Below are 14,669 nucleotides of genomic sequence, written 5' to 3'. Positions count from 1 at the left end.
GGTCGCCTTTTTTGTTGCCTTAGAATATGAACATGCCCAAGACCCCAAGCCCTGAAGATGATGCAATCAATGTTGCCGCACCTCCCGGATTTGATGCGCAGGCAATTCCAATTCATCAGGTATGCGCTGATGAAAAAAAGGTAGCAAAAGAGTCCTAGAGCCAGCGGGTTTGAGAGCGCGTCTCCAAGCGCTGCCACAATGGCAACCTGAAATTACGGATGAGAACCGTCATGTTATTGCGGCAGATATTATTGCCAAACGACAGGCTGCGGGAAAAGTGACTAAAACAGCGGTGCTCATTCCTCTTTTATGAAAAGAGGATGGTTTATCGGTATTAATAACGCAAAGAACGAACCATTTACGTGATCACGCTGGGCAGATTAGTTTTACCGGAGGTCGGATGGATCCTAAAGATCAAAGTCCTAATGACCCTGCTTTACGTGAGAGTCAGGAGGAAATTGGGCTCGATCCCGATCGGGTGAGATTATTGGTCACTTACCTCAGTATTTAACTGTTTCTGGCTATAGTGTCACTCCGGCAGTAGGATTAGTCCAGGCTCAGGCAGAATATGTCTTGGATGAGTTTGAAGTGGCTGATGTTTTTGAAGTGCCCCTGAGTTTTTTTGTTAGACCCCGCTAATCATCAAGTGAGGTTGTGGCAAAGTGAGCAGGGTGGACGACGTTTGCATTCAATGCCTTATGAGGACCGCTTTATTTGGGGTGCTACTGCGGGAATGTTGTGTAACCTTTATCATTTATTAAAAGTATGACTTTCTTTTCTATTCTCTGCGCCCTCATTGCTGAGCAATATCGCCCGGTGACGTCAAACCATTGGATTGCGCGTATCTGTGCTCGCTGGTTAGATTGGGTCGCCGCTGAGTTCGGTGGCAAGTCTGAGGAGGGTGCAAGTCCTGTCGGCGCTCGCATGGCCTGCATGGTGGTGTTCATACTGCCAACCTTTTTAGTCTTCATTGTCTACGTTACCTGTATGGTGACGTTTCCTATCTTGGGTTTCATCTGGAACATCGTCATTGTGTATTTATTTTTTGGCTTTCGTCAGTTCAGTCATTCGTTTACCGTGGTACATGAGGCGATAGAGGCGCATGACTTGCCTGCCGCTCGTGCAGCGTTGGGTGAGTGGTATGGTCCTGAATTAGATGCATCTAATTTAACTGAGACGGAAGTGATTTCATTGGCCTTGGAGCGCGCCATTATTGGTTCGCATCATCATGTCTTTGGCGTACTGTTCTGGTTCATGATGCCAATGGGTCCTGCAGGCGTTGTGCTTTATCGCTTGGCGGATATCGCTGCGCAGCGCTGGTCTGATCGCGGGGATTTCAGCTTAAGTGAATCTGCTCGTCATTTCTTCTACGTGTTGGATTGGGTTCCCGCTCGCATTACCGCCATGGGCTTTGCAATTGTGGGTAACTTCGAAGGCGCAGTATATGGCTGGCGTTACCTCACGCAAAAATGGTCTTATGCATTATCAGCAGTCATTTTGGCAGCCGGCAGTGGCGCGCTAGGCGTTCGCCTGGGTGCACCTATGAGCGAGCCTGACAGTGATGAGGCATTGCGTATGGCTGAAGCGGGTGAGCCAGTAGTGTATGAGGTGGGTCTTGAGCCCACTGAGCGCACTATGCGTTCCGCGGTAGGGTTGGTATGGCGCTTGGTTATTGCTTGGATGGCGTTGTTGCTAATGCTGACCATCGCTCTTTGGCTTGGCTAATTCCCTGAATTTGCACATCGGCTGTTTTTGAAGCCGAATGCAGCTGTCTAAATAGCGCCAGTCTTTCTGGCGCTATTTCATTTCTGTCTACCGCTTCTCGTACCGCGCAATCAGGCTCAGATAAATGGGCGCAGTTATGAAAGCGACATTTACCGAGTAGGTCTTTGAATTCTCTAAACGCATGCTGCAATTCGCTGACTGACATGTGGGCTAAACCAAACTCCTGAAAGCCTGGAGAGTCGATCAGTGCGCCAAGCTTACCAGTTTCACCTCTACCCCAAGTTTCTGGTAGTTCAAAGTAACGACAGGCAGTAGTAGTGTGCTTGCCGGTATCTAAACGCACGGAATATTCTTGAGTTAGCGCAGCGGCATTTGGAATCCAGGCATTGAGCAAGCTGGATTTGCCCATACCAGACTGGCCCAAAAAAACAGAGACCTTGCCTTGCAAGATGGGACGCAATGCATCAATAGAGGCTGAGTCAAATTTGGCGGAGACTTCACTTACTTGGTATCCCATGCGCGCATATGGTTCAATGATTTTGCGCGCTTGCACCAAATTATCTTTGAAATCGCATTTATTGAGCAAGATGTGCAAGCCAATTTGATTGGCTTCGGCAGCTACAACCGCTCTACCCAACAGGTCGGGTGAGAAGGCGGGTTGTGTTGCAAGCACTACCAGAATTTGATCCACGTTTGATGCGATCAACTTGCTCTTAACCGCATCCGAGCGATAGAGTAAATTTTCGCGAGGCTCAATTTGAATAATGCGCGCTTGATCGGCTGAAGTCATTTCCAACAACATGCGGTCACCCACAGCACCAATGTGTTGCTTGGCTGGCGTGCTGACTTGAATTAATGGGCCGCTAGGAGAGTCATGACCACAGGCATCAGTAATTAAACGCTGCGCTAAATAATGCCTTCCATAGGAGGCAATCAGTAGCGCATGAAACTGTTCCATCGTTAGGAGCTAAACCGTTGTAAGTTGGCGATGCGCAATGGAGCAGGGGGATGCGAGCTATAGAAGGCGGTATAGATCGGATCTGGCGTTAGGGTTGAAGCATTGTCTTGATACAGCTTTACTAGCGCGGTAATCAGATCCTTTGCAGAAGATTTTTCAGCGGCAAAGTCATCGGCTTCATATTCATGTTTGCGCGATGCTAGGCTAGAAAGAGGTGTAAAGAAGAAGCTAAACACTGGTGATACCAACATAAAGAGCGCCAATGCGAGGCCGCCGTTATAGCCGTTGAGATTGGGTATCACGCCTAAGTCATAGAACCAGGCTTTAGTGCTGATCCAGCCCAAGAGGGCGAACATCGCAAAACTCAATACAAATGAAACCAAGAGACGTTTGCGAATGTGTTTGCATTTGAAGTGGCCCAGCTCATGGGCGAGGGCCGCCTCCACTTCGCCTGGGTTGAGCTTTTCAATCAAAGTATCAAAAAACACAATGCGTTTGGCTTTGCCCATGCCGGCAAAGAATGCATTGCCATGAGCGCTACGCTTACTGCCATCCATCACGAACAACCCTTGGCTCGCAAAGTCACAGCGTGTGAGTAGTGCTTCAATTTGCGTCTTTAAGGCCCCGTCTTCTAGGGCTTGAAATTGATTAAAGAGTGGGGCGATAAAAGCGGGAAAGACCCACTGCATAAGAAAACTAAACGCGGTTAAAGCCGCCCATGCCCATAGCCACCATACATTACCTGCCTTCGCCATTAAAGTCAAAATCACCCAGAGTAGCGGAATGCCAATCGCGCCGCCAACTGCCATGCCCTTAAACATATCCGAGAAAAAGAGTTTTTTGCCCATCCGATTAAAGCCAAAACGTTCCTCTAAGTGGAATTGCTTGTACCAGGAGAAGGGAATATTTAGTATCCCGGAGATGATCACAATGGATACCAATAAGGCGATCTGCTGGTCAATGCCTTCACCCAAGAGCTGCAGCAATGCCATATTCAGAATTTGAAGTCCACCCAATAAGGTGAAGCCAATTAAAATAACGGCGCTGACTCCATTCTCTAAAATACCAAGTCGTAATTTAGCGATAGTGTAGTCAGCCGCTTTTTGATGTTCAGCTAAAGTTACATTTTCAACGAAATCCACAGGAACGGCATCTCGATGTTGCGCTACATAGCGAATTTGGCGTTGAGAGAGCCAGTGGCGTAGGCTAAAACTAGCGATAAAAGCGATTAGAAAAATAATTGTGAATGTCATGAGATCATTATAGATATGAGCGAGCAAATTAACCCTTCGGCAGTACCAAAACGTAAACCGGCGCCAGCCAATGAGCATCTCATTTGGGTGGATATGGAGATGTCAGGCCTCAATCCCGAGAATGAGCGGATTTTGGAGATTGCCATTATTGTCACGGACGCCCATCTCAATACCATCGCCACGGCGCCCGTTTGGGTAGTGCATCAAGAGGATGCGGTTTTGGACGCGATGGATGCCTGGAATAAAGGCACTCATGGGCGCTCTGGTTTGATAGATAAAGTGAAGGCATCTACTCAAGATGAGGCTACTGTCGAGGCGGAGTGCATAGCCTTCTTAAAAAAATACATTAAACCTGGCATTGCTCCAATGTGTAACAATACGATTTGGCAGGATAGACGTTTTATGGCGAAGTACATGCCTAAGCTAGAGGCTTACTTTCATTATCGAAATATCGATGTATCGACGCTAAAAGAGTTGTGCAAACGCTGGCATCCGGAATTGGTTAAAGGCTTTACTAAGAAGCAGGCGCACACTGCTCTGGCAGATATTGAAGAATCGATTGAGGAGTTGAAGTATTATCGCGAGAAATTTATCGTCCCGCTTCCGCAGTAAGTAACAAGAGATTAACTGGTTTGACGAGGTAAGAAAAAAGGTCCGCAATGCGGACCTTTTTTCATTGACTTATTTTTTTAATAGCACTCTTGGGTCTGAAGACTTTAATGACTGACTCATTCGCCTCGATATAAGGGCCGCCAATTAAATCGACGCAGTAAGGTACGGCGGCATAAATACCGGGAACAATCGATTTGCGGTCTTCATCTTTGAGGCCTTCGAGTGTTTCTGCAATCGCTTTAGGTTGTCCGGGAAAATTGATGACTAGGGCGGCATGCCCATCAATCTCCCGAAGGACGGCGGTTTGTCTCGACAGAATTGCGGTAGGTACAAAGTTCAAGCTAATTTGGCGCATTTGTTCGCCAAAACCGGGCATTTCACGGGTGCTGGCGTCGCGCGTCGCTTCTGGAGTGACGTCCTGTTTTGAGAGGCCTGTGCCGCCTGTGGTGAGCATCAGATCACAGCCCAGCTCATCTACCAGCTCTACGATCGTTTCAGTAATGATCTCGGATTCATCAGCAATTAAGCGCTCATGAAATACGCAGGGGTTGCTAATCGCCTTCATCAACCAGGTTTGTAGGGCAGGGATGCCTTCATCTTGGTAGACGCCCTTGCTGGCGCGATCTGAGATGGAAATGAGGCCGATTGTGACCTCATTTTGGCTGTTTCGTTTAGGGCTTCGGTATGCTTCATGTTTCTATTCTAGCTATTATTAGGGTATGTTTACATACACATCTAACCAGTTTCAAGAAATCATCGATTTCATGCTCAAAGAGGCCAAAAGAACGGGTGCTTCAGATGCCGTAGCTGAAATTTCTGAGGGGCAAGGCCTCTCGGTTACCGTTCGCAAAGGCGAAGTGGAGATCATTGAGCAAAGCCTAGATAAGCAGGTAGGCGTTACTGTGTTTTTGGGGCATCAGCGAGGCAATGCCAGCACGAGCGACTTTTCGAAAGAATCTTTGAAGGCGACGGTAGACGCCGCTTATCACATTGCGCAACATACAGCGGAAGATATTTGCGCGGGACCGGCTGAAGCTGAACTCTTAGAAAAAAATCCACTAGATCTCGATTTATTTCATCCTTGGAATATCGATGCGGCCGGCGCTATCGAAATCGCGCGAAGCGCCGAAGGCGCTGCATTTTCTGTAAGTAAGCAAATTCAGAATAGTGATGGCGCTTCTGTATCTGCGCACCATGCGCATTTCATGATGGGGACAACACATGGATTTATGGGCGGATATCCATTTTCTCGCCACTATATTTCTTGCGCGCCAATTGCTAGCGAAGGTGGTAAGAAAGCGCATATGCAACGCGATGACTGGTATTCCAGTTCTCGCATTCCTGGGGAATTGGCTGACCCTGTCGCCATTGGGAAATATGCGGCAGAGCGAGCCCTGTCGCGTCTTAAGGCGAGGTCATTAACGACACGACGTTGCCCTGTGATTTTTGAAGCGCCTTTAGCTGCTGGTCTATTGGGCGGCTTGGTGCAGGCTGTATCAGGGGGTGCCTTGTATCGTCGCTCTAGTTTTCTGTTCGACAGTTTAGGTAAGCAGGTATTGCCAAAGCATGTCAGCTTGTTTGAAGAGCCGCATTTGAGGTCAATGATGGGTAGTGCACCGTTTGACGAGGAGGGTGTCAAAACCTCTGCCCGTACTGTCGTGGATAGGGGAATCCTGGAAGGATATTTTTTATCGACTTATTCCGCTCGTAAATTGGGTATGCAAACTACCGGTAATGCTGGAGGCTCACACCATCTCACATTAAAGAGTAAGAAACCCCCAAAAGGGGGTTTGCCTGCCTTATTAAAAGAAATGGGCACTGGATTATTGGTCACTGAGTTAATGGGTCAGGGCGTCAATTACGTCACGGGCGACTACTCTCGCGGCGCATTTGGTTACTGGGTGGAGAATGGTGAAATTCAATATCCTGTTGAGGAAGTAACAATTGCCGGCAACTTGCGAGACATGTTGATGGATATTCAGCTCATCGGCAGCGACACACTCATTCGTGGCACTAAGGAAACAGGATCGATTCTGTTGAGCTCCATGACAGTTGGTGGAAAATAAACGCAGTAGCTAAATACAAACTTACTATTTTTTTAAAGGGGAGAGCGGTAATGCAAAGACGTTCATTTTTAAAGAAAGCCACTATTGGTGCTGGCGCCGCAGCGTTAGCTGCCCCATCGATAGCGCAAAATTTACCAACCCTAAACTGGCGTTTGGTATCCAGCTTCCCTAAATCATTAGATACTTTATTTGGCACGCCAGAAGTATTTGCAAGCGCTCTACGTAAAGCAACTGATGGCAAATTTAATGTCAAAGTATTTGCCGCTGGAGAGGTGGTCCCAGCGCTTCAAGTACTCGATGCGGTGCAAAACGGTACGGTGGAGTGTGGGTATACGGCGAGTTATTACTACTTGGGTAAAAACAGCGCTTTTATATTTGATACTGCCGTCCCTTTTGGAATGACTGCTAGACAACAGTCCGCTTGGATGCTTCATGGCAACGGCATGAAGTTGATGCGTGAGCTCTACGCTAGTTACAATATTGTTAATTTTTTGGGTGGCCAAACTGGTACGCAAATGGGCGGCTGGTTTCGTAAAGAAATTAAATCACCAGAGGATTTAAAAGGACTGAAATTCCGTATTGCTGGTTTTGCGGGGCAGGTGCTCTCAAAACTCGGTGTGGTTCCACAGCAGCTACCTGCGGGCGAGATTTATTCCGCCTTAGAAAAGGGCACGATTGATGCCGCAGAATTTGTTGGTCCATATGATGATGAGAAATTAGGCTTAGCAAAAGTAGCGAAGAATTATTACTATCCAGCCTTCTGGGAGGGCGCAGCCGGGCTTTCATTTTTAGTTAATAAGAAGCAGTGGGACTCTTTGCCGCCGGCTTATAAGGCTGCATGGGAGGCCGCCTGTTTTGAGGCGCATACCGATATGTGCGCCAAGTACGATGCGCTTAACCCGCCTGCATTGCAGCGACTGTTGCAAAATGGTGCTGTACTGCGTAAATTTAATACCACTGTTTTGGATGCTTGCTTTAAGGCCAGCCAGGAAACTTATGCGGAAGAGTCTGCAAAAAATCCTCAGTTTAAAAAGATTTTTGAAGACTATCGTGCATTCCGAAACATGGAGGCTCAGTGGTTCAATGTAGCTGAGCAAGCTTTTTCAAAATATAGTTTTAGTAAGAAGCTTTAAGGGAAAACTCTCTGGAAAAAAGGCTCCATGTGAGCCTTTTTCTTTTAATTGATTTTGGTTTTAACCACAATCAGGGATACACTAAAACAATGATCGCCTCATCCTTTGGATTTACTTCCTTTGTCGCCCACATTGGCGGTCCACCAATTACGGTTTATATGCTGAGGGAAAAGCTGTTGCCAATGGTCTATACATCGACCTGGGGTGTCTTTTTTACCATCATCAATTTTGGAAAGTTAGGTCCTTATGCTTATTTAGACTTGCTTAACTACCGGCAATTAGCAACCTCAATCATCCTATTGCCTTGTGTACCTATTGGCGTCTATTTTGGATTTTATTTGGCAAAGCGAATCTCAATGAAGGGGTATTACCGTATAGTGAAATTCTTTTTGCTGATTGCTGACGTTAAATTGATTGCAGATGGACTTATGTAGTTGTCAGTACTCGCTGTAAAAAGCGAGAAATATCCATAAGCTCTTCATGATTGACAGAGTGCTCCATGGGATATTCATTCCAATCTACCTGAGAACCCATTGTTTCTAGCATGACATGAGATGCTTGAGCGCGATCAAATGTCACCACGGGATCAAAAGTGCCATGCGCCATAAAGATGGGTGTGCTTGAGTTAGCCGAATGCTTTTCAATATTAGCGGTCATTGCTAAGGGTAGGTAGCCTGATAAAGCGATGATGCCTGCCAGCTTGTGTGGAAAACGCAAGCCAATATGTAGCGCCATTGCGCAGCCCTGTGAAAAGCCCGCCAAGACAATCTTGTGATATCCGCGATCAGCCTCTTTTTTTGATTAGCTTAATGATGGCTGTAGCTGATTTCTGAATACCAGCAGCGTCTTCTTGATCCATGAGGTTTCTGCCGATAATGTCATACCAGGCTGGCATTACATAGCCGCCGTTGAGGGTAACTGGCATGCTTGGCGCACTCGGAAATACGAAGCGAATTCTAGGGCATCCGGTGAGTTTTAGTTCGGGGACGATCGGCACAAAATCATTGCCATCAGCACCAAGGCCATGCAGCCAAATAATGGCAGCGGTTGGGTGGGGGTTGGTTTCTAATGCAATACAAGGGAGCATGTTGCTCTTCTGTTGATGGATGTGACTTGAGCATTATCGACTCATATAGATTTCTTCGTTGTAAGGGGATACCCAATGCGGTCTGAAAATCAGCAAAATCGCCAAAAGCATTCCAGATAAAGAGCCCTCCATAAATGCAATAATCATTAAGAGCCAAATAACCAGCCTTCAAGATCTAATTGCCCTGCTTCACCAATTACCAGCACAAGGACAAGTAAGAAGGTGCCCGAGCAAATCACGCTCACAAAAGTGGTCACATAGCCATTGCCCAAAATGAGAACAAATAAATGCTTTGGGATAAACCGTTGAATAATTTGTATGGAGATATAGGCGAAGAATGTGGTGAGTACGCAAACCATTAAATAATGTTGGGCGGCAGCTTCATAGCTACCCTGAATGAGGTAGATCCCAAAAAAGGCTACGGGAAAAAGAATGGATAGGGCGATCGCTGGTCCAAACATGGCAGTGAGTAAGGAAGCGCCATAAAAGTGAAAGATGAGGCCATAAAACTTCCCGGGAGGCTGGCCAGGTAGCGTGGGTGAAATATTCCAGGCAACTACGAGGAAGATGATGGCGACCGGAGCCAGCCATGTGAGGGGCGGCTTTCCGAAGGCGCGGGGAGGGCTAAAAACTAGTGCACCCAGGAAAATGGCTGTTGCCAAGCCTAACCAAATCATATTGTCTTGAGCCATGAAGGTGAGTGATTTACTCAGTCTAACCACAGTAGAGCTAAAATCTCTCGGCACTTTCACTAGGGAAGGGCGATAACTGAGTAGAATCTCGTGATGCATTTCAATTGTCTATAGGCCATTCATGAATTCTAAAAAGCTAACCAACTTTATTTTTTGGGCAATGGTCTTGGGTGTGCTGGCCGGCTACTTAGTGAATTTATATGGTGCCGGAACCACTTTCCCCGAGCAGTATGTGCGCTACATTTCCATTGTGACGGATGTATTTTTGCGTTTAATCAAAATGATTATTGCTCCATTGGTATTCGCTACCTTAGTTGTGGGTATCGCCAAAATGGGGGATGCCTCAACGATTAGTCGTGTGGGTTTAAAAACCTTTGCCTGGTTTATTTCTATGTCTTTTGTATCCCTGTTGCTTGGATTGGTGATGGTCAATATTTTGCAGCCAGGCATTGGAGTTGAGTTAACTTTGCCTGAGATTGCAGCGAGTACGGGCTTAAATAAAAATGGCTTGAACCTGCCAGACTTTGTGCGACACATTTTCCCAGTCAGCATCTTTGATGCAATGGCAAAAAACGAGATATTGCAAATTGTTGTATTTGCTCTTTTCTTTGGCGTTGGCGTCGCCGGCATCGGATCGCGAGCCGATGAATTTATTCGTAATCTCGACATACTCTCGCACATCATGCTGAGAATTACTACAGCGGTCATGAAGCTTGCACCAGTCGCCGTATTTTCGGCTGTCTCAGCCGTTATTGCCGAGAATGGCATCGGTATCTTGATGACTTACGGCAAATTTATGCTCAGCTTTTATGCGTCAATTTTCGCTCTCTGGATAGTGATTATTTTGATTAGTGCGTTGATATTGAAAAAGCGCACTTTACATTTAGTAAGCATGCTGCGAGAGCCAGCGCTACTCGCTTTCACTACTGCTAGCTCCGAGGCGGCCTATCCGATGACATTGGAGAGGGTTGAGCGTTTTGGCTGCAAAAATAAAATCGCCTCTTTTGTTTTACCTGTTGGCTATTCATTCAATTTGGATGGCTCCATGATGTATTGCACTTTTGCCGCAGTCTTTATCGCGCAGGTATATGGTATCGAGATGGAACTCAGTCAACAGCTATTAATGCTGTTGGTATTAATGATTACATCCAAGGGAATAGCTGGTGTGCCACGAGCCTCTTTAGTGGTGATTGCGGCGACTTTGTCGCAATTTAACTTGCCGGAAGCAGGTGTTCTATTAATTCTGGGGGTAGATCACTTCCTGGATATGGCGCGTTCCGCAACGAACGTCCTGGGCAATGGCTTGGCGACGGCCGTTATCTCCAAATGGGAAGGTGAGTTAGAGGGTTAGTAAATGCCCCTAATTCGGTCACACTTGAAGAGATCTCGGGTGTAATATGGACGCATTCTTTGATCTGCATGGAGGGCGCTTGTAATGAAGCCGTTTTATATTGATTACCCTCAAGAGAAGAGCGAAGAGCATCAACATACATATCGATGCCTGCACTGCAAAATTCCAACCACTATCATTTTTGGTTTGCTGGAAAATCATGCTGAAGATTGCTCCTATCGAATTCACCAAAGCAAGTGGGTTCAGATGGAAGCAAAGCTCAAGCCTAAAAAAGCGCACTTTGATGAACCCCATGTTGATGAGGTGGACTAATGAAAACGTATCCCATTGCTCTTGAGCTCACTGTTTGGGAAGATCTAGGTTTAAATCAATACGAAGTCACAATAGACGAAGTCTCTAAGATCTCCATTAAACGCACGGATGATGTGCTGCGTACGCGAGAGCTCACTGGCAACGAGGTCAGTACATTAATTGCCGCCATTGAGTCACTGAGGGTTCCGGTCAGCGAAGAATCGAAAGAGGACGGCAATAAACCTTCAATCAGCTACGAGTTGATTGTGGAGTCCGCTCATTTCTCTCTGGAATTTAACTGGGAGGATTTGGATGCCCAAGGGGCGCATTCAAAAGCGTTTGTGTCGGTCACCGCTTTAACGGCTGTCGTCGAAAGTTTGGACTTAGAGTATTAATTTCAAAAGACTCGCTTACTTTAGGCGAGCGCTCTTTCGAGTCTTTTCGTAAAACGAGTTTGGCTTACTCTCAACCCATCGAATAAATTTCTTCATCTTCGGATGTTCCTTCAATATTTCAGGGTGCGGGTATTGCTGAGCTAACTCCGTCTCGGTGAGTAGGGCGTGGATTTGCTTGTGACAAATGCGATGGAGATATGCCGTTGTTTTCCCACCTTTGGAGTTGGGAATGAGGTGATGCGCATCCTTTTGCGATTCCGGAATGGGTCGTTCGCAGATTGCGCAAATGACATCCACAGGTCTTTGCGAGACCGGTTGGTCTAAGGCAATGAGTTTTTGACGAATTTTTCCAATCATGTCATCGGTTCGAGTGTGCGGCCAATCAAAGTTATGGGTTCAAGCTAGTTTAGTAAATAAGTCTTAAACTTGCCGAGTGTCAAAACTTACCCATACAACTCTAGTGAAACAGCCTGAGCGATTCATTCTGATTCTTGGCGATCAGCTTGATCTGCGGAGTGCTGCTTTTCGCGATTTGAATCCGCAATCCGATGAAATCATCATGATTGAATCGGCTAATGAAGCGCAGTACGTTTTGTCTCATAAAGCCAAGATTGCTTTATTTTTATCGGCGATGCGTCACTTTGCATGCGCTCTTGAAAAACAGGGGTATCCGCTTGTCTATATTCAAAATTCTCCACTGCCGATCATCGAGGCCATCAAAGAGCAGAGTTTGGAAAAGAAGGTAGGGCGAGTGGTCTGTATTGAACCCGGTGAATGGCGTCTTAAGCGGGCGCTGGAGGAATTGGCGCAGGGGCTAAGTATTGATTTAGATATGCGCGAAGATGAGCATTTCTATTGCCCGAATCGGGAGTTTATTGAGTGGGCTCAGAACAAAAAAGAGTTTAGGTTGTGGTATTTCTATCGCTTGATGCGTAAGAGGCACAACGTGTTGGTTGATAAAGAAGTCAACCCCGAGGGCGGCCAGTGGAATTTTGATCAAGATAATCGCAAACCTTTTCCGAAAAAGGACCCGGCATCATTGATGCTCCAGCCTCATTTGAAGTTGACGCTATTACACAAGAAGTATTGGACCTGGTGCAAAAAGTCTATCCAGATCACCCTGGCTCTCTTGATGCGTTTCATTGGCCTGTCACTAGAAAGCAAGCGATACAAGCCTTGGAATATTTCGTTGAATATCGCTTAAGAAACTTTGGTGTTTATCAAGACGCCATGTGGACAGATACGCCGTTTGGGTGGCACTCCATTTTGTCGAGCGCATTAAACCTCAAGTTGTTAAACCCTCGCGAGGTGGTTGACGCGGTATTGGTGGCGTGGAAAAAGTACTCCTTAGACCTTTCAACGTTTGTCCGCGGCATGTATTACCTAGATATGCCGCAGATGGCACAAGATAATTACTATCAGCACGAACGTTCCTTGCCTCAGTGGTATTGGACTAGGCAGACGCAGATGTCTTGTATGAAAGATGCGATTGGTCAAACACTGCAATATGGATGTGCGCATCATATTCAGCGTTTAATGGTGACGGGCAACTTTGCTCTATTGGCTGAAATATTGCCGCAGGAAGTCTGTGAGTGGTATTTGGCGATTGATGTCGACGCAATTGAATGGGTTGAACTACCCAATACGGCAGGGATGGCTTTATTTGCGAACGGTGGTCGATTTACTAGCAAGCCATATATTGCAAGTGGCGCGTATATCAAGCGCATGAGTAACTATTGTGACTCTTGTAAATACAAGCCCGAGGTTCGCTATGGAGAGCATGCCTGCCCCATCACGAATTTGTATTGGAATTTTTTGATCAAGCATCGCGATCAATTTGAGACTAGTCCAAGAACAAGGTTAATGACGGCCAATCTCAAGCGAATTAGTGATGAGGACCAAAAAGAGATTACGCTGCATGCTCAACAGATTTTGAATCGATTAAACGACCTTTAATCACTATGAATAAAACATCGTTTACAGGTAATAAAAGTTTTCTGCCGACTAAAGTTTGCGCCGTTTGTACAAAAGAAATGACCTGGAGAAAGTCTTGGGCGAAAAACTGGGAAGCGGTGAAATATTGCTCTGATGTCTGTAGGCATAAAAAGGCAACTTAGGGCTTGGACGCAGAATTATTATGTTCGCTGGCGCAGCTACATCTGCTGGCGCTCATGGCTGGATGGGTGGTTACTACTATGGTGGTCATAGTGGTGGCTGGCATAGAGGCTGGGCGCCTTTCGCGGTCGGCGCGGTTGTCGGAGTTGCTATTGCAAACGCCTATTACAGACCTGCACCCCTTTATTACGGCACTCAATACGTTTATCTGCCGCCAACTCAAACTGCCGCTTATTGCCCTGAGAACGGGCTTTACTATCCACAAACTCAAGCCTGTCCAAGCGGCTGGCAAAGAGTAAATTATTAATTGCCAGCTGTACTTCTAAAAAAATAAAGGCCACTCGAAGGCGGCCTTTATTGCTACATCACGTTGCTGCTATTTCTGAGTGATTTGCCGCATGGAAATTTGCCAGCCAAGAAACGCAAAACGCTATCTGCAGCTGGTTCAGTTGCATACTTGGTATTTGCTTCTGCCCAGCTAACAAATTCTTGTATCACTTCTTTGCGGGTTGGTGCAGGTTGCTTGACACAAATAAATTCAGGGGCTGCTTTAGGGTTACGCGTGACTAAATAAGTATCGTAGACGGCTTGACCATAAATTTCGCAGGTAATAAAAGTGCCATTCGTACCTTTACAGTCTTGCAATAGCTCTTGTGTGCTGATCATATTGGCTGCTTGAGAGTGGCTTGAGAAGCCCAAAACAGCGCTAGTAATTGTCGTTAATAAGATTTATTTTTTTCATGATAGTTCTTTCGTATTGGCCTTAATTTTTTAAATTGAATATGTTTGACTTAGCGTCTGCCTCTAAAGCCACCACCAAAGTGGTCGCCGCCTGAGCGGGCACCGCCACCGCCAAAGCGATCACCGCCACCGCCAAAGCGATCACCGCCGCCGTTAAATCTAGCGCCGCGGGCATCGCCAAAGCCGCTGGAGTCATTTCTAAAGTTGCTTCGTCCATCATCGCGATTACCTAGATTGCGGTCACCAGAGC

At 46.5% G+C, this 14,669-nt stretch carries 22 protein-coding genes and 1 pseudogene; 15 read left to right on the top strand and 8 right to left on the bottom strand.

Annotation, left to right across the window (positions count from 1 at the left end; translation table 11 throughout):
• Positions 1-32: 32 nt before the first annotated feature.
• The 4 genes from DXE35_RS11025 (at position 33) to DXE35_RS06475 (ending at position 1,725) form a co-directional block, all read left to right on the top strand.
• Entirely contained in the window at positions 33-158 is a 126-nt protein-coding gene (locus DXE35_RS11025) for a hypothetical protein (protein WP_269459877.1), read from the top strand.
• A gap of 11 nt (positions 159-169) precedes the next feature.
• A complete protein-coding gene (locus DXE35_RS10645; protein ID WP_231970069.1) occupies positions 170-313 on the top strand; it encodes a hypothetical protein in 144 nt (47 codons plus the stop codon).
• 24 nt (positions 314-337) lie between these two features.
• A complete protein-coding gene (locus DXE35_RS10640; protein WP_331851956.1) occupies positions 338-511 on the top strand; it encodes an NUDIX domain-containing protein in 174 nt (57 codons plus the stop codon).
• A gap of 254 nt (positions 512-765) precedes the next feature.
• Complete coding sequence (locus DXE35_RS06475; RefSeq protein WP_114689946.1) at positions 766-1,725, top strand: CobD/CbiB family protein; 960 nt, start codon at positions 766-768, stop codon at positions 1,723-1,725.
• On the opposite strand, the gene rsgA is transcribed toward DXE35_RS06475, so the two are convergent.
• On the bottom strand, positions 1,670-2,683 hold the full coding sequence (gene rsgA / locus DXE35_RS06470; protein ID WP_114689945.1) for a ribosome small subunit-dependent GTPase A: 1,014 nt from the start codon (positions 2,681-2,683) through the stop codon (positions 1,670-1,672). The genes DXE35_RS06475 and rsgA overlap by 56 nt on opposite strands.
• A 2-nt stretch (positions 2,684-2,685) precedes the next feature.
• A complete protein-coding gene (locus DXE35_RS06465; RefSeq protein ID WP_114689944.1) occupies positions 2,686-3,936 on the bottom strand; it encodes a M48 family metallopeptidase in 1,251 nt (416 codons plus the stop codon).
• A gap of 15 nt (positions 3,937-3,951) precedes the next feature.
• Here DXE35_RS06465 and orn point away from each other — a divergent pair, with 15 nt between their 5' ends.
• A complete protein-coding gene (orn, locus tag DXE35_RS06460) occupies positions 3,952-4,548 on the top strand; it encodes an oligoribonuclease (protein WP_114689943.1) in 597 nt (198 codons plus the stop codon).
• 61 nt (positions 4,549-4,609) lie between these two features.
• Here orn and mog read toward each other — a convergent pair whose 3' ends face one another.
• A complete protein-coding gene (gene mog / locus DXE35_RS06455; RefSeq protein ID WP_114689942.1) occupies positions 4,610-5,194 on the bottom strand; it encodes a molybdopterin adenylyltransferase in 585 nt (194 codons plus the stop codon).
• A 73-nt stretch (positions 5,195-5,267) separates the two neighbouring features.
• Between mog and pmbA the strand changes: the two genes are divergently transcribed.
• The 3 genes from pmbA to DXE35_RS06440 are packed head-to-tail and all read left to right on the top strand — an operon-like array spanning position 5,268 to position 8,181.
• Positions 5,268-6,614 (top strand): metalloprotease PmbA, encoded by a 1,347-nt coding sequence (gene pmbA / locus DXE35_RS06450; protein WP_114689941.1) that lies wholly within the window; start codon positions 5,268-5,270, stop codon positions 6,612-6,614.
• Between the two features lie 50 nt (positions 6,615-6,664).
• Positions 6,665-7,747: a TRAP transporter substrate-binding protein gene (locus DXE35_RS06445; protein ID WP_114689940.1), complete on the top strand. Its 1,083-nt coding sequence runs from the start codon at positions 6,665-6,667 to the stop codon at positions 7,745-7,747.
• Between the two features lie 29 nt (positions 7,748-7,776).
• Complete coding sequence (locus DXE35_RS06440) at positions 7,777-8,181, top strand: sulfite exporter TauE/SafE family protein (RefSeq protein ID WP_197714008.1); 405 nt, start codon at positions 7,777-7,779, stop codon at positions 8,179-8,181.
• Here the strand turns inward: DXE35_RS06440 and DXE35_RS06435 are convergent.
• Both DXE35_RS06435 and DXE35_RS06430 read right to left on the bottom strand, forming a co-directional pair.
• Positions 8,174-8,834, bottom strand: a pseudogene (locus DXE35_RS06435) (alpha/beta hydrolase). The gene DXE35_RS06440 and the pseudogene DXE35_RS06435 sit on opposite strands and share 8 nt — an antisense overlap.
• 146 nt (positions 8,835-8,980) lie before the next feature.
• Complete coding sequence (locus tag DXE35_RS06430) at positions 8,981-9,625, bottom strand: hypothetical protein (RefSeq protein WP_114689939.1); 645 nt, start codon at positions 9,623-9,625, stop codon at positions 8,981-8,983.
• A gap of 22 nt (positions 9,626-9,647) precedes the next feature.
• On the opposite strand from DXE35_RS06430, the gene DXE35_RS06425 reads away from it, so the two are divergent.
• The 3 genes from DXE35_RS06425 to DXE35_RS06415 all read left to right on the top strand — a co-directional run bounded on the left by DXE35_RS06425 (position 9,648) and on the right by DXE35_RS06415 (position 11,563).
• Entirely contained in the window at positions 9,648-10,877 is a 1,230-nt protein-coding gene (locus DXE35_RS06425) for a dicarboxylate/amino acid:cation symporter (protein ID WP_114689938.1), read from the top strand.
• Positions 10,878-10,961: 84 nt separating this feature from the next.
• On the top strand, positions 10,962-11,189 hold the full coding sequence (locus DXE35_RS06420; RefSeq protein ID WP_114689937.1) for a hypothetical protein: 228 nt from the start codon (positions 10,962-10,964) through the stop codon (positions 11,187-11,189).
• Positions 11,189-11,563, top strand: a complete 375-nt coding sequence (locus tag DXE35_RS06415) for a hypothetical protein (protein WP_114689936.1) — start codon at positions 11,189-11,191, stop codon at positions 11,561-11,563. Before DXE35_RS06420 ends, DXE35_RS06415 begins: the two co-directional genes overlap by 1 nt.
• Positions 11,564-11,578: 15 nt before the next feature.
• Here the strand turns inward: DXE35_RS06415 and DXE35_RS06410 are convergent, their stop codons facing one another.
• Positions 11,579-11,920, bottom strand: a complete 342-nt coding sequence (locus DXE35_RS06410; RefSeq protein ID WP_114689935.1) for an HNH endonuclease — start codon at positions 11,918-11,920, stop codon at positions 11,579-11,581.
• Between the two features lie 76 nt (positions 11,921-11,996).
• Here DXE35_RS06410 and DXE35_RS10635 point away from each other — a divergent pair, with 76 nt between their 5' ends.
• The 4 genes from DXE35_RS10635 to DXE35_RS06395 are packed head-to-tail and all read left to right on the top strand — an operon-like array spanning position 11,997 to position 13,985.
• Positions 11,997-12,767 carry a cryptochrome/photolyase family protein gene (locus tag DXE35_RS10635; protein WP_269459876.1) on the top strand — a complete coding sequence of 257 codons (771 nt, stop codon included), beginning with the start codon at positions 11,997-11,999 and terminating at the stop codon, positions 12,765-12,767.
• Positions 12,650-13,519, top strand: a complete 870-nt coding sequence (locus tag DXE35_RS10630) for a cryptochrome/photolyase family protein (RefSeq protein ID WP_269459875.1) — start codon at positions 12,650-12,652, stop codon at positions 13,517-13,519. The genes DXE35_RS10635 and DXE35_RS10630 overlap by 118 nt, the downstream gene beginning before the upstream one ends.
• A 5-nt stretch (positions 13,520-13,524) precedes the next feature.
• Complete coding sequence (locus tag DXE35_RS06400) at positions 13,525-13,680, top strand: DUF2256 domain-containing protein (protein WP_114689934.1); 156 nt, start codon at positions 13,525-13,527, stop codon at positions 13,678-13,680.
• A gap of 20 nt (positions 13,681-13,700) precedes the next feature.
• On the top strand, positions 13,701-13,985 hold the full coding sequence (locus DXE35_RS06395; RefSeq protein WP_114689933.1) for a hypothetical protein: 285 nt from the start codon (positions 13,701-13,703) through the stop codon (positions 13,983-13,985).
• A 53-nt stretch (positions 13,986-14,038) separates the two neighbouring features.
• On the opposite strand, the gene DXE35_RS06390 is transcribed toward DXE35_RS06395, so the two are convergent.
• On the bottom strand, positions 14,039-14,344 hold the full coding sequence (locus DXE35_RS06390) for a Rap1a/Tai family immunity protein (protein ID WP_162784986.1): 306 nt from the start codon (positions 14,342-14,344) through the stop codon (positions 14,039-14,041).
• 97 nt (positions 14,345-14,441) lie between these two features.
• Positions 14,442-14,639: a hypothetical protein gene (locus DXE35_RS09305; RefSeq protein ID WP_162784985.1), complete on the bottom strand. Its 198-nt coding sequence runs from the start codon at positions 14,637-14,639 to the stop codon at positions 14,442-14,444.
• Positions 14,640-14,669: the final 30 nt, after the last annotated feature.

It is taken from the genome of Polynucleobacter necessarius (genome assembly GCF_900095215.1).
Taxonomy (GTDB): Bacteria; Pseudomonadota; Gammaproteobacteria; order Burkholderiales; family Burkholderiaceae; genus Polynucleobacter; species Polynucleobacter necessarius_H.
The sequence above is the reverse complement of the archived record's forward strand: the minus strand, read 5'-3'. Positions and strand labels throughout refer to the sequence as shown.

Coding starts and splice junctions, on each gene's coding strand:
- DXE35_RS11025 (WP_269459877.1), top strand. CDS start 33: ATGCCCAAGACCCCAAGCCCTGAAGATGATGCAATCAATGTTGCCGCA.
- DXE35_RS06475 (WP_114689946.1), top strand. CDS start 766: ATGACTTTCTTTTCTATTCTCTGCGCCCTCATTGCTGAGCAATATCGC.
- rsgA (WP_114689945.1), bottom strand. CDS start 2,683: ATGGAACAGTTTCATGCGCTACTGATTGCCTCCTATGGAAGGCATTAT.
- DXE35_RS06465 (WP_114689944.1), bottom strand. CDS start 3,936: ATGACATTCACAATTATTTTTCTAATCGCTTTTATCGCTAGTTTTAGC.
- orn (WP_114689943.1), top strand. CDS start 3,952: ATGAGCGAGCAAATTAACCCTTCGGCAGTACCAAAACGTAAACCGGCG.
- pmbA (WP_114689941.1), top strand. CDS start 5,268: ATGTTTACATACACATCTAACCAGTTTCAAGAAATCATCGATTTCATG.
- DXE35_RS06445 (WP_114689940.1), top strand. CDS start 6,665: ATGCAAAGACGTTCATTTTTAAAGAAAGCCACTATTGGTGCTGGCGCC.
- DXE35_RS06430 (WP_114689939.1), bottom strand. CDS start 9,625: ATGCATCACGAGATTCTACTCAGTTATCGCCCTTCCCTAGTGAAAGTG.
- DXE35_RS06425 (WP_114689938.1), top strand. CDS start 9,648: ATGAATTCTAAAAAGCTAACCAACTTTATTTTTTGGGCAATGGTCTTG.
- DXE35_RS06420 (WP_114689937.1), top strand. CDS start 10,962: ATGAAGCCGTTTTATATTGATTACCCTCAAGAGAAGAGCGAAGAGCAT.
- DXE35_RS06415 (WP_114689936.1), top strand. CDS start 11,189: ATGAAAACGTATCCCATTGCTCTTGAGCTCACTGTTTGGGAAGATCTA.
- DXE35_RS06410 (WP_114689935.1), bottom strand. CDS start 11,920: ATGATTGGAAAAATTCGTCAAAAACTCATTGCCTTAGACCAACCGGTC.
- DXE35_RS06400 (WP_114689934.1), top strand. CDS start 13,525: ATGAATAAAACATCGTTTACAGGTAATAAAAGTTTTCTGCCGACTAAA.
- DXE35_RS06395 (WP_114689933.1), top strand. CDS start 13,701: ATGTTCGCTGGCGCAGCTACATCTGCTGGCGCTCATGGCTGGATGGGT.
- DXE35_RS06390 (WP_162784986.1), bottom strand. CDS start 14,344: ATGATCAGCACACAAGAGCTATTGCAAGACTGTAAAGGTACGAATGGC.
- DXE35_RS09305 (WP_162784985.1), bottom strand. CDS start 14,639: ATGATGGACGAAGCAACTTTAGAAATGACTCCAGCGGCTTTGGCGATG.